Source organism: Serratia nematodiphila DZ0503SBS1, assembly GCF_000738675.1.
Lineage (GTDB): Bacteria > Pseudomonadota > Gammaproteobacteria > Enterobacterales > Enterobacteriaceae > Serratia > Serratia nematodiphila.
Window position 1 is genome coordinate 1,720,077 of record NZ_JPUX01000001.1, and the last position, 17,789, is coordinate 1,737,865.

The following is a 17,789-nucleotide window of genomic DNA, read 5'->3' on the forward strand; positions in this document are numbered from 1 at the left end:
AAAAGGGCCGGTTCGCACCGGCCCTTCTCCTATCCACGCGGGAAGCGCTACTTTCTGCGGTAGCTCTTCTGCGCGGTATTCACTTTCACCAGATAGCGGCGCGACTCGGCGGCCGGGTGCTTGGTGGTCAGCGTTTGGTACACGTCGCCCGGCTGCATGCCGTTGATGATGCCCACCGCGCGCGTCCTGTCGCTGGAGAACACCCGCAGCACGCTGCCGGCGCCGCCGTTGTAGGCGGTGATCACCGCATAGCGGCGCGAGGTCGGGTTCTGAATGCCGCCCAGGTAGTTGTTCTGCAGGATCGCCAGGTAGGCGGTGCCGGTGTCGATGTTGTTCTCTGGATCGAACAGGTAGCTGCGGCTCGGGGTGCCCCATTTGCCGCGCATCTGGAACACATCCTTACCGGCGGTGTGCTGCACCACCTGCATCAGGCCCAGCGCGTCCGAACCGCTCACCGCATACGGGTTGAAGCTCGATTCGGTCTGCATGATCGCCAGGATCAGCGATTCGTCCACGCCGTATTTTTCCGACGCCTTGCGCACCATCGGCAGATATTTGTGCGCACGTTTGTCCAGGTGGTTCGGCACCAGTTGGATGGTGACCGAGTAGATGACGTGCAGGCCGGAGGTGCGTTTTTGCAGCTTGGTCTGCAGCAGGTAATCGGCGAAGTGCGCCGCGCGCCATTCCCAGCGGATCGGCGCGCCTTTGTTATCCAGCACCTGGCCGTACAGGAACGGCTCTTTGCTGATCTGGATATCGTTGGCGTCGGAATAGAGATCGATGGAACTCGGATCGTCACCCATCAGCAGCGTGCTGATGATCGCCTGGCGCAGGTGCGCGGCCGGATCGGTGGTGGCGATGGTTTCGATGGTGATGGCACCGGTGTCGAAGTTGATGTGGCTGCGGGTTTGGTATTGGTCGGTATATTTGACGTAGTCTTTCGGCCCGGCGATCAGAACTTCGTTCAGACCCCAGATGTTCTCGATGTTGTGAGCGAATTGCCCCATCAGAATGTCGAAGCCGTTGGTGTCTTTGATCCAGGCTTCGTTGATTTCTTCACTTTTTTTGCCGGAACAGGAGATCAGCAAAGGCGCTATTACGAGCAAAGCTAAAATTTTCTTCATCTTAAAGCCGTTTGGAAGAAGTATAAGAGGATTGAAGCGGGCCAGCGCCTGGCCCCAACAGCGTTATTCGCTCGGCGGCGTATAGCCTTCGATGTGCACGTCGTGCCCTTCGAACAGGAACTTGATCATTTCCTCTTCCAGCAGTTTGCGATCATCCACGTTCATCATGTTCAGCTTCTTCTCGTTGATCAGCATGGTCTGCTTCTTCATCCACTCGCCCCAGGCTTCCTTGGAGATCTCGTTGTAGATGCGCTTGCCGACATCGCCGGGATAAAGCTGGAAGTCCTGGCCCTCGGCGTCGCGCTGCAGGAAAGTACAAAAAATGGTGCGGCTCATGCTAATTCCTCGTCGATGGCGCTATCGCCATATAAGTTTTGTTGGATCGGGGGCTGCTTCGCCAGCTGTTGCAACAGGCGATCCACCGGCGCTGCCAGCCCGACCGACGGCGGCTGCGCTAAGTTATACCAGAGACCCGCGCCCTCATCCATGCCGCTGCCCGCCGCGTCGAGCGACAGCCACATCGGCACGATATCGAGATGGAAATGGCTGAACGTGTGGCGAAACGCGGTCAGCTGTTCCAGGCGCTTGCCTTTCAGACCGCGCTGCTGCAGCCAGAGTTCCACATCCACGCGCGCGCTGAACTGTGGGAAGCAGAACAGGCCGCCCCACAGGCCCACCGCCGGGCGCTGCTCCAGCCACACGCGGTCGCCGTGCTGCAGCAATAAGAAGTAGGCGGTTTTTTCCGGCAGGGTCTGCTTGGGCTTCTTACCGGGGTAGTTGGCCCAGCTGTGATTGGCGTAAGACAGGCAGCCGACGTTGAGCGGGCAGAGTTCACACTTGGGCTTGGAGCGGGTGCAGACCATGGCGCCCAGATCCATCATCGCCTGGTTGAACTGGCCGACGCCCTGCGCCGGGGTGACCTCTTCGCTGATTTTCCACAGCCGGTTTTCGACCTCTTTCTTGCCCGGCCAGCCTTCCACCGCGTAGCAGCGAGCCAGCACGCGCTTCACGTTGCCGTCGAGGATCGGATAGTGTTGGCCCAGCGCCAACGACAGCACCGCGCCGGCGGTGGAGCGGCCGACGCCCGGTAAATCGGCGATTTCTGCGAAGGTTGTCGGGAACTCGCCGCCGTGCTGTGCGACAATGGTCTGCGCCGCCTTGTGCAGGTTGCGGGCGCGGGCGTAATAGCCGAGGCCGGTCCACAGATGCAGCACTTCGTCCAGCGGAGCCTCCGCCAGCGCGCGCACGTTGGGAAAACGGGCCATAAAGCGCTGAAAATAAGGAATGACGGTGGCAACCTGAGTCTGTTGCAACATCACCTCGGAGAGCCATACTTGATAGGCGGTTTTCTCCAGCTGCCACGGCAGGGTCTTGCGACCGTAGCGTTGGTACCAGTCAAGCACCACCTGTGCGAATTGTTGTGCTTGCATCATGAGCAGCGTCGTTATCCGGCAGAAAATGAAGCGAGATTGCAGCATAGAGTCATGATGCTGTAAACCGGAACTTTCCGACGCCGCACGGCGGGTACAGAAGATGAACACTTGCTAAACCAATGTATCTTTGCATAATGCGCGTTTCCCTAATTGGCAGCCAAACAGACAGAAAGCACTATGATTAATGACGTCATCTCCCCGGAATTTGATGAGAACGGCCGCGCGATGCGCCGTATCCGCAGTTTTGTCCGCCGCCAGGGGCGGCTGACCAAAGGCCAGCAGCACGCGCTGGAGAACTATTGGCCGGTGATGGGCGTGGAGTATCAGGCTGACGCTGTCGATCTCGCCGCGCTGTTCGGCCGCGAAGCGCCGACGGTGCTGGAGATCGGTTTTGGCATGGGCGCCTCGCTGGTGACCATGGCGGGCAACAATCCGCAGCAGAACTTTTTAGGGATCGAAGTGCACTCGCCGGGCGTGGGCGCCTGCCTGGCCGACGCCCACGAGGCGAAGCTGAGCAACCTGCGCGTGATGTGCCACGATGCGGTTGAAGTGCTGGAAAACATGATCCCGGACGGCTCGCTGGACATGGTGCAGCTGTTCTTCCCCGATCCGTGGCACAAGGCGCGCCACAACAAGCGCCGCATCGTGCAAACGCCGTTTGTCGAACTGGTGCTGCGCAAGCTGAAGACCGGCGGCGTCTTCCACATGGCTACCGATTGGCAACCTTATGCGGAACATATGTTAGAGGTTATGAACGGGGTCGCAGGCTACCGTAATCTTTCCAGCGATAATGATTACGTGCCGCGTCCGGATTCGCGCCCGCTGACGAAATTTGAATTACGCGGCCAGCGCCTGGGACATGGCGTTTGGGACTTGATGTTTGAGAGGAAAGAATAATGGCTAAGAACCGCAGTCGTCGTTTACGTAAAAAGTTGCACATTGAAGAATTTCAGGAGCTGGGTTTCTCCGTAGCCTGGCGTTTTGCCGAAGGCACGTCGGTGGAAGACATCGACAGCACGCTGGATACCTTCATCGATGAAGTGATCGAGCCGAACGGCCTGGCGTTTGACGGCAGCGGCTACCTGCAGTGGGAAGGTCTGATCTGCCTGCAGAAGATCGGTCACTGCACCGACGAGCATCGCGAACTGGTGAAAAACTGGCTGGAAGCGCGCAAACTGACCGACGTTAAGGTCAGCGATCTGTTCGATATCTGGTGGGACTGATCGCGCTTGCCCGATGAGCGCGGCTTCGCGCCGCTTATTTCCCCCTAAATAATTGGATTTGCATCACGGCGGCAAGAGTGTGAGTCCCCAGGAGCTTACTTCAGTAAGTGACTGGGGTGAGCGCTCGCAGCCAACACAGATGCGGATTCAAGTATGACGGGGATGGATTTAAGGTGCCTTAACGGCGCCTTTGTTTTGCCCGGAGTGTGACCGAGGTGGTAACTACATTGGATAACGCGTTGCTGGAGGAGATCCTGCAACAGGTGCGCCCGCTGATTGGCCAGGGGAAAGTGGCCGACTACATCCCGGCGTTGGCGGAAGTGCCCGCCGATCGGTTGGCGATCGCCGTTTGCACGGTGGATGGTGAACTGTTCCAGGCCGGCGACGCCGCGGAGCGCTTCTCCATCCAGTCGATCTCCAAAGTGCTGAGCCTGACGCTGGCGCTGACGCGCTATCAGGAGCCTGAGATCTGGCGGCGCGTGGGCAAAGAGCCTTCCGGCCTGCCGTTCAATTCGCTGCTGCAGCTGGAGATGGAGCAGGGCAAACCGCGCAATCCGTTTATCAACCCCGGCGCGCTGGTGGTGTGCGACATGCTGCAAACCCGGCTCAGCGCCCCCAAACAGCGCATGCTGGAGGTGGTGCGTCAGCTGGCCGGCGAAGACGACCTGGCCTATGACCTGCGGGTGGCGCGTTCCGAATTCGAACACTCCGATCGCAATGCGGCCATCGCCTATCTGATGAAGTCGTTCGGCAACTTCGAGAACGACGTGATCACCGTGCTGCAAACCTATTTCCATTACTGCGCGCTGCGCATGAGCTGCGTGGAGCTGGCGCGCAGCTTCGTCTATCTGGCCAATCACGGCCGCGATCTCAGCGGCGAGGCGGTGATCAGCCCGCTGCAGGCTCGGCAGATCAACGCCCTGATGATGACCAGCGGCATGTACGATGGCGCCGGCGAATTCGCCTATCGGGTGGGAATGCCGGGCAAGTCCGGCGTGGGCGGCGGCATCGTGGCCATCGTGCCGGACGAGCTGTCGATCGTCGTCTGGTCGCCGGAGCTGGATGCTTCCGGCAACTCGCTGGCGGGAACTGCGGCGCTGGAACTGTTGTCTCAACGTATCGGTCGTTCGATTTTTTAATCCCAGTCTGGATGGGAGTCAGGAGAAGCTATGTTGAAGAAAACCGGGTTAGCCTTACTGCTGCTGGCGGCGACTGCCGCGCAGGCCCACGCCGAGTACCAATGCAGCGTTAAACCCCAGGACGATGTGATCATCAGCCCGCAGAGCGTGCAGGTGAAAGGCGCCAGCGGCGACCTGCAAATTTCGCCGGATGGCGACGTGATCCGCAACGGCCAGGCGTTGAGCCTGAACGATAGCCAGCGGCAGAAAGCCTTCAGTTACCAGAGCGCCTTGCGCAAGCAACTGCCGTGGATCGACGACGGCGCGCAGAAACACTTGGAGAAAGCCCGCGCAGCGCTGGATAAAGTGATCGTCAAAGAGCTGGGCAGCAACAGCAACGTGCGCAACCGGCTGACCACCCTGAACGGCCAGCTGAAACAGCAGATGAACCGCATCATCGAGCACCGCAGCGACGGCCTGACCTTCCACCACAAGGCGATCGACCAGGTGGAACAGGATGGCCGCAACATCGTGCAGCAGAGCATGGGCGGCGTGCTGCAGGACAGCCTGAACGAAATGGGCGTCAAACAGGCCGCCAACAGCGGCGGTAACCCGCTGCAGGCGATCATGGGCAACCTGGGCGGCTTGCAGAAGGCGATCCAGAACGAATGGAACAATCAGGAGCAGGACTTCCAGAACTTCGGCCATGATGTGTGCAACCGCGTCACCGCACTGGAAACCCAGCGCAAGGATCTGCTGAAAGCGTTGAAATGATTTAAGAACCTTCTCGGCAGTCTGTTTTTTGACCTTCCGAAGCTTATCTGACAGACTGGTCAAACTACGTACAGATTTATGGATGTTTACGGAGGACGCTATGAGCCATACACGCTACGAAACCGATGTTGTTGCCTGGGCAAATGAACAGGCCGCTCTTTTGCGCTCCGGAAAATTGTCTGAGATCGATATTGAAAAGATCGCCGAGGAGATTGAGGACGTGGGGAAGAGCGAGCAAAGGGAACTTGCTAGCCGGATGACGGTGCTGATTGCACATTTGCTTAAATGGAAATATCAGCCGGCCAGGCGCGGAACCAGCTGGGAGAGAACGATTAAAGCGCAGCGTAAAGAGGTGCTTTACAGCTTGAAAGAGTCGCCTAGCCTAAAAGGTAAACTGGGCGATGCTGATTGGCTGGATGTCGTTTGGTCGAAGGCCGTTGCGCTCGCTACGGCCGAAACTGGGCTGGATGTATATCCGGAAAACGGCATCTGGGAAACTCAGCAGATTCTGTCTCAGACGTTTTACCCGGATTAATACCAATAAAAAAGCGCTGATTATTCAGCGCTTTTTTTTACTCGTCGTCCGCCAGGAACAGTTCCAGCAGCGAGTTGAGAAACAGCTTGCCCTTCTCGGTGATCTGCCAGTGCTCTGCGGTTTCTTCCAGATAACCTTTGGCCAGCGCTTCGTCCAGCTGCGGACGAATGACGCTTTCCGCCAGCCCGGTGTAGTTGACGAAGTCGGCGCGCGGCGCGGCTTCCAGCAGGCGAAAGCGGTTCATGAAGAATTCGAACGGCCGATCCGCCGCCGCCACCTCATGCTGCTTGTCCATGTAGTCGCCGCGCATAAAGCCGCGCGGATGCTTGGTCTTGGCGGTGCGCAGGATGCGCCCGTCGCTGAAGGTCACCTTGCCGTGCGCGCCGCAGCCGATCCCCAGATAGTCGCCGAAGCGCCAGTAATTGAGGTTGTGTTGGCATTGGTAGCCCGGCTTGGCGTAGGCCGAGGTTTCGTACTGCTGATAGCCGGCGGCGCTCAACAGCCGGTGGCCGCGTTCGAAGATGTCCCACAGCGCATCGTCGTCCGGCAAAACCGGCGGGCGTGAGCTGAACAGGGTGTTCGGTTCGATGGTCAGCTGATACCACGACAGGTGCGGTGGATTGAGGGCGATCGCCTGGCGCAGATCGTCCAGCGCCTCTTCCAGCGATTGGTCCGGCAGGCCGTGCATCAGATCGAGGTTAAAGCTGCGCAGGCCAAGATCGGTCGCCAGCGTCGCCGCGCGCCTGGCCTCTTCCGGGCCGTGGATGCGCCCCAGACGGTTCAGCTTCTCGGCGCTGAAGCTTTGCACCCCGATGGAGATGCGGTTGACGCCGGCGCGCTGGTAGCCGCTGAAGCGATCGGCTTCCACGGTGCCGGGATTGGCCTCCATGGTGATTTCGGCGTCGTCGGCGACGCGAATGCGCGCCCGCACCCCGTCCAGCAAGGCTTGCATCGCCTCGGCGCTCAGCAGGCTGGGGGTGCCGCCGCCGATAAAGATAGTGCTGATTTCCCGGCCGCCGGCCAGCGGCAGGTCGGCATCCAGATCCGCCAACAGATGCTCGACATACTCCTGATGCGGCACATCACCCTTCAGCGCATGGGAGTTGAAGTCGCAGTACGGGCATTTCTGCACGCACCACGGGATATGGATGTAGAGACTCAGCGGGGGCAGCTTAAGCATTGCGCATGGCTTCCAACATCAGCTTCAGCGCCTTGCCGCGGTGCGAAATCGCCCGCTTCTCGTCGCGGCTCAGCTCGGCGGCGGTGCGGACCAGCTCCGGCACGTAGAAGACAGGATCGTAACCGAAGCCGCCTTCACCGGCGGCCTGCTCGGTGATTTCGCCGGCCCAGCTGCCGTGGAACACCAGCGGCGTCGGGTCTGCCGCATGGCGCAGATAGACCAGCACGCAATGGAATTGCGCGCCGCGCCGGCCCGGCGCCACGTCTTTCAACGCCGCCAGCAGCTTGTCGAGGTTCTGCCGATCGTCGGCATCTTCACCGGCATAGCGCGCGGAGTAGATGCCCGGCGCGCCGCCCAGCGCGTCTACTGCCAGGCCGGAGTCGTCGGCGATCGCCGGCAGGCCGGTGACCTGTGCCGCATGGCGCGCTTTCAGAATGGCGTTTTCGATAAACGTCAGGCCGGTCTCTTCGGCGGACTCCACGCCCAGATCGGTTTGTGCGACCACGTCCAGGCCGAAATCGGCCAACAGGTCGGCGAGTTCGCGCACTTTGCCCGGGTTACCGGTGGCAAGAACGACTTTTTGCATAAGTGACTACCTTGAAAATTATTCGATGATACTCTGCGTATCTGAAGCCGCAGCCGCGTTGGCTGCACGCTCTCACCCCAGTCACTGGAGTGACCCAGCTCCTGGGGACTCAAGCCCTTGCCGCCTTGCTGCGGCTCCAGCTACTTTGTGTATAGCGCTGCGACCACGGCGGGGATCTGTTGCGGATTCACGATGCGTAACTGTTTATGCCGCCCCAGTTCGCCTTTCTCGATGGTGACGTTGCTTTTCGCCACTTTGAACTGCTTGGCGATAAACTTGATCAAATGGGCGTTGGCTTGGCCGTCGACCGGCGGGGCGGTGATGGCGACTTTCAGTTCGTCGCCATGCAAGCCGATAATTTGGTCGCGGCTGGCTTTCGGCTGAATATATAGCCTGATCGCCAGCCCGTCCAGCACCGGAGTGACTGCACTCACAGCAGGAACCAGATCTCACCGAACACATCCATGCCCAGGTAGTTGATCAAATAGAGGATCAGGATCACGACCATGGCGGAAAAGTCGATGCCGCCCATCGCCGGGATGATGCGACGGATCGGCGCCATCAAGGGTTCGGTCAGTTGGTACATCACGTAGTCGATCGGGCTGCGGCCCTGGCTTATCCAGCTCATCAGCGCACGAATGATCATCACCCAGAAGATCAGGTAGCCGGCGGACTTCACCAGCGAGATCAGGCCGAACAGCAGGTTATACGGGCTGAGCGACATCGCGCCGCCCTGAATCAGCAGCAGCAGCGGGTACTTGATGGTCATCAGCAGGAACGCCAGCAGCAGCGAAGCGCTGTCGATGGGCCCCAGTGACGGGATGATGCGGCGCAGTGGGCCGACCACCGGCTGGGTGATCTTCACCACAAACTGTGAGAACGGGTTGTAAAAATCGGTGCGCGCCCACTGCATCCAAATGCGCAGCAACAGCACCATCACGTACAGATCAATAACGGTCTTGACCAGGAAAGTCAGCGTTAGCATGAAGTGGTCCTTCTCCTTAACTCGCGGTTATTTAAAATAATTTTTCCATCTCTTGGGCGCGGGAAACGGCGGCCTGCATCGCTTGCCCCACGGTTTCCGGCAGTTGGCGTTCGTTGAACACCCGCAGCGCTTCGGCGGTGGTGCCGCCTTTGGAGGTCACCTGCTCGCGCAGCGTGCCCAGCGGCGTATCCGGGTTGGCTTCCACCAATGCGGCGGCGCCGGAAGCGGCCTGCTGCACCAGATCGCGCGCGGTCTGGCTGTCGAAGCCCATGCGCTCGGCCTCTTTTTGCATCGCTTCCATAAACAGGAAGAAATAGGCCGGGGCGCTGCCCGCGGCGGCGATCACGCCGTTGATGCCATTTTCGTCATCGACCCAGCAAACTTTACCGACCGACGCCATTAAATCGCCGGTGTAATCGCGATCCCGCTGGCTGACCTGCGCCGGCGCGTACAGCCCGCTCATGCCCTTGCCGACCAGCGACGGAGTGTTGGGCATGATGCGCACGATGTCCAGTTGGTCGCCGAGCAGCTGATAGAAACGGCTGACCTGAATGCCGGCGGCGATCGACAGCACCAGCTTGCCGCTGAAATCGACCTGTTCGCGCAGCGGCTGACACACGTCGGCCATCATCTGCGGTTTGACCGCCAGCACCACCACCTCGGCTTCACGCGCGCAGGCGACGTTGTCGCCGCTGCTGACGATGCCGTAGTCTGCAGCCAGCGCATCACGGTTTTTCGGCGAAGGGGCGCAGACGCTGATGGATTTGGCTGGATAGCCGCCCGCCACCAGGCCGGCGATGATTGCACGCGCCATGTTGCCGGCGCCGATAAAGGTAATCTTGCGATGTTGCATCAAATCCCTCGTCTGTGTGTCAGGCCTGCGAGTAGTCGCGGGCGCCAAAAATTGCGGTGCCGATGCGCACCAGGGTGCTGCCGGCAGCGATCGCCGCCGCCATATCGTCCGTCATGCCCATCGACAGCGTATCGGCCTGCGGATAACGCTGACGCAGGGCGAGAAATGCGTCGCTCATCCGGCTGAATACCGCCAGCTGCCGCTGATAATCCGCTTCCGGCGCCGGAATAGCCATCAGGCCGCGCAGCGTCAGGTTCGGCAGCGCGGCGATCGCTTCGGCCAACGCCGGCAGTTCGGCCAACGCAATGCCGGATTTGCTTTGCTCGTCGCTGATGTTGATTTGAATCAGCACGTTGAGCGGCGGCATGTCGGCCGGGCGCTGATCGCTCAAGCGCTGGGCGATGCGCAGCCGATCCACGGTATGGCACCAGGCGAAGTGTTCCGCCACCAGCCGACTCTTATTGGATTGCAGCGGGCCGATAAAGTGCCACACCAACTCGCCGCTTTGCGGCGACTCGGCGAAATGCCGGATCTTGTCTACCCCTTCCTGCACGTAGTTCTCGCCGAAGGCGCGCTGGCCGGCGGCGATGGCTTCTTCGATCGCCGCCACAGGTTTGGTTTTGCTGACTGCAAGCAGGGCAACTTCTTCTGGCGCCCGCGCGCAATTTCGCGCGGCGGCCGCAATGCGGTTTCTGACATCCTGCAGGTTCTGTTGGATAGTGCTCATTATTGACCCGGGAGAGTGATATGGATATCGATGAATTCGTGGCCCTTAGTGTAAAGCATAATGCTTCCGATCTGCACCTTTGTGCCGGTCATCCGCCGATGTTGCGCATCGACGGTGAACTGCAGCCATTGGCGGCGGCGCCAACGCTGACGGCGCAGGGCGCGCAGGCCCTCTGCGACGGATTGCTGAATGCGCAGCAGCGCGAGAGCCTGCGGCGGCTGGGGCAGGTCGATCTGGCGCTGCACAGGCCGAGCGGGGAACGGCTGCGGGCCAACGTTTTTCAGCAAAGCGCGGGAGTTTCTCTCGCGTTGCGGCGTATCGCCGGGCAATCGCCTTCGCTTGCCGAGCTGGCGGCGCCAGCCATCGTCCCGGCGTTGCTGCGGCGCGCCGACGGATTGATCCTGGTCACCGGCGCCACCGGCAGCGGCAAGTCCACCACGCTGGCGGCGATGATCGACGAGATCAACCGGCACCAGCAGCGGCATATTTTGACGCTGGAAGATCCGATCGAATTCCTGCACCGCAGCCGGCGTTCGCTGATCCAGCAGCGGGAGATCGGCCGCGACAGCCACAGCTTCGATGCGGCGTTGCGCGCCGCGCTGCGCGAAGATCCGGATGTGATCCTGCTGGGCGAGTTGCGCGATACCGCCACCATCCGGCTGGCGCTCACTGCGGCGGAGACCGGCCACCTGGTGCTGGCGACGCTGCACACCCGCAGCGCGCCGCAGGCGGTGGAACGGCTGGTGGACGTGTTTCCGGCGGAAGAGAAACCCTATGTGCGCGCCCAGCTGGCCGGCAGCCTGCAAGCGGTGATCGCGCAAAAGCTGATGAGGCGCCCTGGCGGCGGACGCGTGGCGATCTTTGAAGTGCTGACGGCGACGGCGGCGGTCAGCAACCTGATCCGCGAAGGGAAAACCCATCAGTTGGCGAGCGTGTTGCAAACCGGCGCGCAGTCGGGCATGCAAACCTTTGAGCAAGGTTTGCAGCAGCGGATCGACGCCGGTGTGTTGGGGGAGTGCGCGGCGGAGGGAACGGGCGTTTAGCCCAGCTGCCGTTCGAACCAGCTTTCGAGGATCACCACCGCGGAGGCGGAGTCCACGCTGCCTTTATCAAGGGCGCGAAAGCCGCCGCGATCGAACAGGTTGGCGCGCGCTTCCACGGTGCTCAGACGCTCGTCTTGCAGCTCGATCTGGATGCCAAAACGGCCGTGCAGGCGATTGGCGAACTTGCGCGCCTGGGCGGTAACGGGCTGTTCGGTGCCGTCCATGTTCAGCGGCAGGCCGACCACCACCAAATCCGGCTGCCACTCTTTCAGCAGCTTTTCGATTTTCAGCCAGTCCGGCGAGCCGTCCTGCGCTTTGAAAGCCGGCAGGGCGCGGGCGCTGCCGGTCAACTCCTGGCCGATGGCCGCGCCGATGCTTTTGGTGCCGAAGTCGAAGGCGATAATGGTGCGGTTACTCATCAGGCGTGTCCTGCGTGGTTGGCGATGCTGCGAATGTCGATGCCCAGAAGGTTCCCCGCCTCGCGCCAGCGGCTGGCGATTGGCGTGCGGAACAGAATGTCGGTGTTGGCTTCGATGGTCAGCCAGGCGTTTTCCAACACCTCCTGCTCCAGCTGGCCCTTTTCCCAGCCCGCATAGCCCAGCGCCACCAGCACGTCGTCCGGTTGTTCCGGGGTGCCGAGCGTCTCCAGCACGTCTTTCGAGGTGGTGATCATGGTGTTGGGAGAAATTTGAATGCTGGCGCCGAAGCCGTGGCGCGGCGTATGCAGGATAAACCCGCGATCGTCCGCCAGGGGCCCGCCGGCGAACACCGGTTTGTCCAGGCTGATGGCCGGATCGCGCGCAGGCGGCATGATCTTCAGCTTGCTCAGCACCGTGGCTACCGTGAATTGCTCCACCGGTTTATTGATCACCAAACCCATGGCGCCTTCTTCATTGTGCTCGCAAATGTAAATCACCGAGCGCTTGAAGCGAGGATCCTGCAGCGTTGGCATGGCGATCAGAAAATGGTGCTGTAAATTCATGGCGTTAATATAAGGTAATCAATGGGTGAGAAAATAAACAGCCGCCAGTATGCGGCTATACCCGCCGCCTTTCAAGCCGCGCGCAAAGGCGAGCTTTGGCGGGCGCGATACGGGATAGCGGGCGGCATGCCGCCCGCATGACGCATTACTTCGCCGCCAGGCGCTTTTCAATCGCGTCCATCAGCATGCCGGTAATCGAAATCGGGAATGCCGCCTCGATCTCGCGCGCGCAGGTTGGGCTGGTGACGTTGATCTCGGTCAGGCGATCGCCGATCACGTCCAGGCCGACGAAGATCAGCCCTTTCTCTTTCAGCGTCGGGGCGACGGCGCGGGCGATTTTCCAGTCGCTTTCGCTCAGCGGGCGCGCTTCGCCGCGGCCGCCGGCCGCCAGGTTGCCGCGGGTCTCGCCCTGCGCCGGAATGCGCGCCAGGCAGTAAGGCACCGGCTCGCCGTCCACCACCAGGATGCGCTTGTCGCCGTCCTTGATCGCCGGCAGGAAGTTCTGCGCCATGCAGAAACGGCTGCCGTGTTCGGTCAGGGTTTCGATGATCACCGACAGGTTAGGATCGTCCTGCTTCACGCGGAAGATAGACGCGCCGCCCATGCCGTCCAGCGGTTTCAGGATGATGTCGCCGTGCTGCTGGTGGAATTTGCGGATGTGCGCGGCGCTGCGGCTGACCAGCGTATCCGGCGTCAGCTCCGGGAACCAGGCGGTGAACAGCTTCTCGTTGCAGTCGCGCAGGCTTTGCGGCTTGTTGACCACCAGCGTGCCTTTAACTTCGGCGCGTTCCAGAATGTAGGTCGCGTAGATATATTCGGTATCGAACGGCGGATCCTTGCGCATCAGGATCACGTCCAGCTCGTGCAGCGCCAGATCCTGCTCGGCGCCGAAGCTGAACCAGCTCTCCTTGTCTTCCTTCACGCTCAGCAGGCGGGTGCGTGCGCGCCCGTCACCGGCATGCAGATAGAGATCGTTCATCTCCATGTAGTGCAATTCGTAACCGCGGCGCTGCGCTTCGAGCAGCATGGCGAAGCTGGTGTCTTTCTTGATGTTGATGGAATCGATAGGATCCATCACGATGCCGAGCTTAATCATCTTTTCTCCTTTAACCCAGGTCGCCGAAGCGGACCTGCAGAGCGGTAATGGCGGTGAGCGCTGTGGTTTCGGTACGCAGAACGCGTGGTCCCAGCAGAATATCAGTAAATCCGTGGTCGGTGGTCATGGCGATTTCGTCGGCGGACAAACCGCCTTCCGGGCCGATCAACAGGCGAACATGATCCACCGGCTGCGGCAGCGTGTTAATGCTGTGGCTGGCGCGCGGGTGCAGGTTGAGTTTCAGGCTGCCGTCCTGCTCGGCGCACCAGGCCTCCAGCGACATCGCCTCACGGATTTCGGGAATGCGGTTGCGGCCGCACTGTTCGCAGGCGGCGATGGCGATCTTTTGCCATTGCTGGATTTTCTTCGCCAGACGCTCGCCGTCCAACTTCACGCCGCAGCGCTCGGAAAACAGCGGGGTGATGACGTTGACGCCCAGCTCGATGGATTTCTGGATGGTGAACTCCATCTTCTCGCCGCGCGAGATCACCTGGCCCAGATGCAGGTTGAGCGGCGATTCGATGTCCTCCACGCGGCCGTCGCCAAGGCGCACCAGCACGCTCTTTTTGTCCACCCGGATTATTTCGGCGTCGAACACCTGGTTGCTGCCGTCGAACAGCTGCAGCGCCTGGCCGGCGCTCATGCGCAGCACGCGCCCGACGTGGTTGGCGGCGTCCTCGCTGAGGGCGATCTCCGCCCGGTCGGTCAACGGCTGCGGATGGTAAATGCGGGGTATGCGCATGGGTAGTCTGATCCTGACGAAACGGCGCCGCGGGTTGGCGGCGCCATGAAAGATAAAGGCTATAGTAGGTTAGCTTTTCCGCTGCTGACAAGCCTGTTGAATATAGGGGTTGTGGTTGCCCTGCACCTTGGCGATACGTGCTTCGCGCTGACATTCCCATTGGCTCACCGGATATTGCCGGTTCCACACCTCGAACAGCTGGGTTTGCTGGCGTGACAGCCGCAGCTGGTAGCGATCGCGCATGTAGAAGTAGGTGCGGGCAATGGTGCCGCGGGCGCGGGCGGGCGGCTCCGCCTGTTTATTCTTGAAGTCCACCTTCATTGGGCATTGCCCGTACTGACCTGCGCCGCCGTTCCATTGGCTGTACATGAAGTTGTTGCGGTCGCCGTTCACTTCGCCGATCGCCGGCTGCAGGTTGTGCAGATCGGTTTCTATCTGGCGATAGGTGGCGTCTTTGTTGCAGTTTTTGCGCCCGCCGTCTTGCCAGCACTGCAGCTGGTGGCCGAACTGCCAGGCCGGCACCACGTGTTCCCACTCGATGCGCTGCGCGCGTTGGGCGTTTTTACGCGCCTGATAGCCGCAGCCGGCGAGATCGGGAATCCCCTTCTTGCCTTGCCACTCGATGCGGCAGCCGCAGTAAAAACTGCCCGGCGCATCCTGGTTAATCTTGGCCGCCGCCGCTTTGGCCTGAGAGAAGTTATTGATGCCGTGCGCCTGTGCGGCGCCTGCGGCGAAAACCGCCATAAACAAAATTCTGCGAAGCATATTCCAAAACAGCTCAAAATTGGAAAAGCAGGCAGGGTAACGGAACTTGTCGGCAGTGGCAAATGGCGATATTTACTTGTTTTAACGTATAAATCGTTTAACTAAAGGTTCTCGCTAGCAAGAAATTTCAGTTTTTCGCCGCACCGGCGGCAGCGGTATTCGCTTTCGCCGCGCAGCACGCGGTTATGGCGGCGAATGGTGAGCTGGTGCTGCCCGCAGCCGCAGCGGTAGGGGAAGGTTTTGCTTTGCACCGAGGCGGTTTCGAAACGATGAGTGCGGCTGGCGGGCGTCAGCAGCACGCTTTCCATCATCCAGCGCCATTCGCGGCCGTGCGGCGCTACCCGGCCGAATTGGCGAAACACCAGCAGGTGCGCCAGTTCGTGCGGCACCACTTCATCGATAAACGGCTGTTGGTTTTCCAGCAGCAGCACCGGATTCAGACGGATTTCCCAGCTTTGCAGCCAGGCGGTGCCCGCGCTGGTGCCGCGTTGCTGATAGACGATGCTGGGTTCGGGGAACTCGACGGCAAAATGCTGGCGGGCCAACTGCAGCTTTTCTCGCAGGCAGCGCATCACCGCTTGTTGCAGCGCGATGGGGATTCTCGGTTTGTTCATTGCGGCTAGCTTAAGCAATGGCGCGGCTGCTGACAATATGCCCCGGCGCAAATCGCATCCGGCGCTTTTTCACCGCATTGATAAGACGATCGCCGCCGATGGATTGTAATCAATGTGTTAACTGCGGGATAATAAAGCGTGCATGATGAGTCTGTACCCGCAGTTCTCACCGAGCAAGGTTGAAACGCCGCCTGTGGTAATCCCTTACGCAAATAGCGGTTATTTTGCGATTTGGCGCAATAACTGACTGATTAAAAATACGTAAGGTGGAGGCAGTTTTTTGACAAGGCGCCGTGTCGCGCGCCGTAAGTGTGAATTTAACGCAGCTGATGTTGCAAGTGAGAGATCAATGTCGAATAAACCGTTCCACTATCAAGATCCGTTCCCGCTGAAGAAAGACGATACCGAATACTACCTGCTGAGCCGCGACCACGTTTCCGTGAGCGAATTTGAAGGCCAGGAAATTCTGAAAGTTGCCCCTGAAGCGTTAACCCTGCTTGCCCAGCATGCGTTCCACGACGCCTCGTTCATGCTGCGCCCGGCGCACCAACAGCAGGTGGCCGATATCCTCAAAGATCCGGACGCCAGCGAAAACGACAAGTACGTTGCGCTGCAATTTCTGCGTAACTCAGAAATCGCCGCCAAGGGTATTTTACCGACCTGCCAGGACACTGGCACGGCGATCATCGTCGGCAAAAAGGGCCAGCGCGTCTGGACCGGCGGCGGCGATGAAGAGGCGCTGTCGCGCGGGGTGTATAACACCTACATCGAAGAGAACCTGCGCTATTCGCAGAACGCCGCGCTGGATATGTACAAAGAGGTCAATACCGGCAGCAACCTGCCGGCGCAGATCGATCTCTACAGCGTGGACGGCGAAGAGTACAAATTCCTGTGCATCGCCAAGGGCGGCGGCTCCGCCAACAAAACCTATCTGTATCAGGAAACCAAGGCGCTGCTGTCGCCGGGCAAGCTGAAAAACTACCTGGTCGACAAGATGCGCACGCTGGGCACCGCGGCTTGCCCGCCGTACCACGTGGCGTTCGTCATCGGCGGCACCTCGGCGGAAGCGACGCTGAAAACCGTCAAACTGGCCTCGACCAAGTATTACGATGGCCTGCCGACGGAAGGCAACGAGCATGGTCAGGCGTTCCGCGATCTGGAACTCGAAGCGGAACTGCTGCAAGAAGCGCAAAACCTGGGGCTGGGCGCACAGTTCGGCGGCAAATACTTTGCACATGATATCCGCGTAGTGCGCCTGCCGCGCCACGGCGCCTCCTGCCCGGTCGGCATGGGCGTCTCCTGCTCGGCGGACCGCAACATCAAAGGCAAGATCAACCGCGACGGCATCTGGCTGGAAAAACTGGAGCACAATCCGGGTAAATTCATTCCTCAGGAGCTGCGCCAGGCCGGGGAGGGCGAGGCGATCAAGGTCGATCTCAACCGCCCGATGGCCGAGATCCTCAAACAGCTGTCGCAGTACCCGGTTTCCACCCGCCTGTCGCTGAGCGGCACCATCATCGTCGGCCGCGATATCGCGCACGCCAAGCTGAAAGAGCGCCTGGATCGCGGTGAAGGCTTGCCGCAGTACGTTAAGGACCACCCGATCTACTACGCCGGCCCGGCTAAAACGCCGGAAGGCTATGCATCCGGTTCCTTGGGGCCAACCACCGCCGGGCGTATGGATTCCTACGTCGACCTGCTGCAATCCCACGGCGGCAGCATGATCATGCTGGCGAAAGGCAACCGCAGCCAGCAGGTGACGGATGCCTGCCACAAGCACGGCGGCTTCTACCTTGGCAGCATCGGCGGCCCGGCGGCGGTGCTGGCGCAGCAGAGCATCAAGAGCCTGGAGTGCGTGGAGTACCCTGAGCTGGGCATGGAAGCGATCTGGAAAATCGAAGTGGAAGATTTCCCGGCGTTTATCCTGGTGGATGACAAAGGCAATGACTTCTTCCAGAAGATCCAGGCCGGTCAGTGCTCCAGCTGCCTGAAATAATCGCTGCCCCCTT

At 60.4% G+C, this 17,789-nt stretch carries 22 protein-coding genes; 7 read left to right on the plus strand and 15 right to left on the minus strand.

Annotated features, from left to right (window positions below):
- Window positions 1-47: 47 nt before the first annotated feature.
- The 3 genes from mltC to mutY all read right to left on the minus strand — a co-directional run bounded on the left by mltC (window position 48) and on the right by mutY (window position 2,557).
- Complete coding sequence (gene mltC, locus JL05_RS07875) at window positions 48-1,124, minus strand: membrane-bound lytic murein transglycosylase MltC (RefSeq protein ID WP_033632087.1); 1,077 nt, start codon at window positions 1,122-1,124, stop codon at window positions 48-50.
- Window positions 1,125-1,187: 63 nt separating this feature from the next.
- Window positions 1,188-1,460 (minus strand): oxidative damage protection protein, encoded by a 273-nt coding sequence (locus JL05_RS07880; RefSeq protein ID WP_004937404.1) that lies wholly within the window; start codon window positions 1,458-1,460, stop codon window positions 1,188-1,190.
- Window positions 1,457-2,557, minus strand: a complete 1,101-nt coding sequence (gene mutY / locus JL05_RS07885) for an A/G-specific adenine glycosylase (protein WP_229705523.1) — start codon at window positions 2,555-2,557, stop codon at window positions 1,457-1,459. Before mutY ends, JL05_RS07880 begins: the two co-directional genes overlap by 4 nt.
- Window positions 2,558-2,734: 177 nt before the next feature.
- On the opposite strand from mutY, the gene trmB reads away from it, so the two are divergent.
- The 5 genes from trmB (at window position 2,735) to JL05_RS07910 (ending at window position 6,207) form a co-directional block, all read left to right on the plus strand.
- Window positions 2,735-3,454: a tRNA (guanosine(46)-N7)-methyltransferase TrmB gene (gene trmB / locus JL05_RS07890; RefSeq protein WP_004937410.1), complete on the plus strand. Its 720-nt coding sequence runs from the start codon at window positions 2,735-2,737 to the stop codon at window positions 3,452-3,454.
- A complete protein-coding gene (locus JL05_RS07895; protein WP_004937412.1) occupies window positions 3,454-3,780 on the plus strand; it encodes a YggL family protein in 327 nt (108 codons plus the stop codon). Before trmB ends, JL05_RS07895 begins: the two co-directional genes overlap by 1 nt.
- 215 nt (window positions 3,781-3,995) lie before the next feature.
- Window positions 3,996-4,919, plus strand: a complete 924-nt coding sequence (glsB, locus tag JL05_RS07900) for a glutaminase B (protein WP_004937414.1) — start codon at window positions 3,996-3,998, stop codon at window positions 4,917-4,919.
- Between the two features lie 30 nt (window positions 4,920-4,949).
- Complete coding sequence (locus JL05_RS07905; RefSeq protein ID WP_015379052.1) at window positions 4,950-5,672, plus strand: YggN family protein; 723 nt, start codon at window positions 4,950-4,952, stop codon at window positions 5,670-5,672.
- Between the two features lie 100 nt (window positions 5,673-5,772).
- Window positions 5,773-6,207 (plus strand): DUF29 domain-containing protein, encoded by a 435-nt coding sequence (locus tag JL05_RS07910; protein ID WP_019456096.1) that lies wholly within the window; start codon window positions 5,773-5,775, stop codon window positions 6,205-6,207.
- 37 nt (window positions 6,208-6,244) lie between these two features.
- On the opposite strand, the gene hemW is transcribed toward JL05_RS07910, so the two are convergent.
- The 6 genes from hemW to JL05_RS07940 all read right to left on the minus strand — a co-directional run bounded on the left by hemW (window position 6,245) and on the right by JL05_RS07940 (window position 10,538).
- On the minus strand, window positions 6,245-7,387 hold the full coding sequence (gene hemW, locus JL05_RS07915; RefSeq protein ID WP_033632089.1) for a radical SAM family heme chaperone HemW: 1,143 nt from the start codon (window positions 7,385-7,387) through the stop codon (window positions 6,245-6,247).
- Window positions 7,380-7,973, minus strand: a complete 594-nt coding sequence (locus JL05_RS07920; RefSeq protein WP_033632090.1) for an XTP/dITP diphosphatase — start codon at window positions 7,971-7,973, stop codon at window positions 7,380-7,382. The genes hemW and JL05_RS07920 overlap by 8 nt, the downstream gene beginning before the upstream one ends.
- A gap of 140 nt (window positions 7,974-8,113) precedes the next feature.
- Complete coding sequence (gene yggU / locus JL05_RS07925) at window positions 8,114-8,407, minus strand: DUF167 family protein YggU (protein ID WP_016930091.1); 294 nt, start codon at window positions 8,405-8,407, stop codon at window positions 8,114-8,116.
- Window positions 8,404-8,958 carry a YggT family protein gene (locus JL05_RS07930; RefSeq protein ID WP_033632091.1) on the minus strand — a complete coding sequence of 185 codons (555 nt, stop codon included), beginning with the start codon at window positions 8,956-8,958 and terminating at the stop codon, window positions 8,404-8,406. The genes yggU and JL05_RS07930 overlap by 4 nt, the downstream gene beginning before the upstream one ends.
- Window positions 8,959-8,989: 31 nt before the next feature.
- Window positions 8,990-9,811, minus strand: coding sequence for a pyrroline-5-carboxylate reductase (proC, locus tag JL05_RS07935; protein ID WP_033632092.1), 822 nt, complete (start codon window positions 9,809-9,811; stop codon window positions 8,990-8,992).
- Between the two features lie 19 nt (window positions 9,812-9,830).
- Entirely contained in the window at window positions 9,831-10,538 is a 708-nt protein-coding gene (locus JL05_RS07940; RefSeq protein ID WP_033632093.1) for a YggS family pyridoxal phosphate-dependent enzyme, read from the minus strand.
- Between the two features lie 20 nt (window positions 10,539-10,558).
- Here JL05_RS07940 and JL05_RS07945 point away from each other — a divergent pair, with 20 nt between their 5' ends.
- Complete coding sequence (locus JL05_RS07945; RefSeq protein WP_033632094.1) at window positions 10,559-11,581, plus strand: type IV pilus twitching motility protein PilT; 1,023 nt, start codon at window positions 10,559-10,561, stop codon at window positions 11,579-11,581.
- Here the strand turns inward: JL05_RS07945 and ruvX are convergent.
- The 6 genes from ruvX to JL05_RS07975 all read right to left on the minus strand — a co-directional run bounded on the left by ruvX (window position 11,578) and on the right by JL05_RS07975 (window position 15,780).
- A complete protein-coding gene (gene ruvX / locus JL05_RS07950) occupies window positions 11,578-12,000 on the minus strand; it encodes a Holliday junction resolvase RuvX (RefSeq protein ID WP_033632095.1) in 423 nt (140 codons plus the stop codon). The two genes, JL05_RS07945 and ruvX, sit on opposite strands and share 4 nt — an antisense overlap.
- Complete coding sequence (locus JL05_RS07955; RefSeq protein WP_004937452.1) at window positions 12,000-12,563, minus strand: YqgE/AlgH family protein; 564 nt, start codon at window positions 12,561-12,563, stop codon at window positions 12,000-12,002. Before JL05_RS07955 ends, ruvX begins: the two co-directional genes overlap by 1 nt.
- 145 nt (window positions 12,564-12,708) lie before the next feature.
- Entirely contained in the window at window positions 12,709-13,659 is a 951-nt protein-coding gene (gene gshB / locus JL05_RS07960) for a glutathione synthase (RefSeq protein WP_033632096.1), read from the minus strand.
- Window positions 13,660-13,669: 10 nt separating this feature from the next.
- Window positions 13,670-14,401: a 16S rRNA (uracil(1498)-N(3))-methyltransferase gene (rsmE, locus tag JL05_RS07965; RefSeq protein ID WP_033632097.1), complete on the minus strand. Its 732-nt coding sequence runs from the start codon at window positions 14,399-14,401 to the stop codon at window positions 13,670-13,672.
- Between the two features lie 69 nt (window positions 14,402-14,470).
- Window positions 14,471-15,166 carry a deoxyribonuclease I gene (gene endA, locus JL05_RS07970; RefSeq protein WP_033632098.1) on the minus strand — a complete coding sequence of 232 codons (696 nt, stop codon included), beginning with the start codon at window positions 15,164-15,166 and terminating at the stop codon, window positions 14,471-14,473.
- Between the two features lie 101 nt (window positions 15,167-15,267).
- Window positions 15,268-15,780 carry a SprT family zinc-dependent metalloprotease gene (locus JL05_RS07975; protein ID WP_004937462.1) on the minus strand — a complete coding sequence of 171 codons (513 nt, stop codon included), beginning with the start codon at window positions 15,778-15,780 and terminating at the stop codon, window positions 15,268-15,270.
- A gap of 349 nt (window positions 15,781-16,129) precedes the next feature.
- On the opposite strand from JL05_RS07975, the gene fumA reads away from it, so the two are divergent.
- Window positions 16,130-17,776, plus strand: a complete 1,647-nt coding sequence (gene fumA, locus JL05_RS07980) for a class I fumarate hydratase FumA (RefSeq protein ID WP_004937467.1) — start codon at window positions 16,130-16,132, stop codon at window positions 17,774-17,776.
- Window positions 17,777-17,789 lie beyond the last annotated feature (13 nt).

Bases quoted from the DNA above. Each gene is read 5' to 3' on its own strand.
- mltC (WP_033632087.1), bottom strand. From the start codon at position 1,124: ATGAAGAAAATTTTAGCTTTGCTCGTAATAGCGCCTTTGCTGATCTCC.
- JL05_RS07880 (WP_004937404.1), bottom strand. From the start codon at position 1,460: ATGAGCCGCACCATTTTTTGTACTTTCCTGCAGCGCGACGCCGAGGGC.
- mutY (WP_229705523.1), bottom strand. From the start codon at position 2,557: ATGATGCAAGCACAACAATTCGCACAGGTGGTGCTTGACTGGTACCAA.
- trmB (WP_004937410.1), top strand. From the start codon at position 2,735: ATGATTAATGACGTCATCTCCCCGGAATTTGATGAGAACGGCCGCGCG.
- JL05_RS07895 (WP_004937412.1), top strand. From the start codon at position 3,454: ATGGCTAAGAACCGCAGTCGTCGTTTACGTAAAAAGTTGCACATTGAA.
- JL05_RS07905 (WP_015379052.1), top strand. From the start codon at position 4,950: ATGTTGAAGAAAACCGGGTTAGCCTTACTGCTGCTGGCGGCGACTGCC.
- JL05_RS07910 (WP_019456096.1), top strand. From the start codon at position 5,773: ATGAGCCATACACGCTACGAAACCGATGTTGTTGCCTGGGCAAATGAA.
- hemW (WP_033632089.1), bottom strand. From the start codon at position 7,387: ATGCTTAAGCTGCCCCCGCTGAGTCTCTACATCCATATCCCGTGGTGC.
- JL05_RS07920 (WP_033632090.1), bottom strand. From the start codon at position 7,973: ATGCAAAAAGTCGTTCTTGCCACCGGTAACCCGGGCAAAGTGCGCGAA.
- JL05_RS07930 (WP_033632091.1), bottom strand. From the start codon at position 8,958: ATGCTAACGCTGACTTTCCTGGTCAAGACCGTTATTGATCTGTACGTG.
- proC (WP_033632092.1), bottom strand. From the start codon at position 9,811: ATGCAACATCGCAAGATTACCTTTATCGGCGCCGGCAACATGGCGCGT.
- JL05_RS07940 (WP_033632093.1), bottom strand. From the start codon at position 10,538: ATGAGCACTATCCAACAGAACCTGCAGGATGTCAGAAACCGCATTGCG.
- JL05_RS07945 (WP_033632094.1), top strand. From the start codon at position 10,559: ATGGATATCGATGAATTCGTGGCCCTTAGTGTAAAGCATAATGCTTCC.
- ruvX (WP_033632095.1), bottom strand. From the start codon at position 12,000: ATGAGTAACCGCACCATTATCGCCTTCGACTTCGGCACCAAAAGCATC.
- JL05_RS07955 (WP_004937452.1), bottom strand. From the start codon at position 12,563: ATGAATTTACAGCACCATTTTCTGATCGCCATGCCAACGCTGCAGGAT.
- gshB (WP_033632096.1), bottom strand. From the start codon at position 13,659: ATGATTAAGCTCGGCATCGTGATGGATCCTATCGATTCCATCAACATC.
- rsmE (WP_033632097.1), bottom strand. From the start codon at position 14,401: ATGCGCATACCCCGCATTTACCATCCGCAGCCGTTGACCGACCGGGCG.
- endA (WP_033632098.1), bottom strand. From the start codon at position 15,166: ATGCTTCGCAGAATTTTGTTTATGGCGGTTTTCGCCGCAGGCGCCGCA.
- JL05_RS07975 (WP_004937462.1), bottom strand. From the start codon at position 15,780: ATGAACAAACCGAGAATCCCCATCGCGCTGCAACAAGCGGTGATGCGC.
- fumA (WP_004937467.1), top strand. From the start codon at position 16,130: ATGTCGAATAAACCGTTCCACTATCAAGATCCGTTCCCGCTGAAGAAA.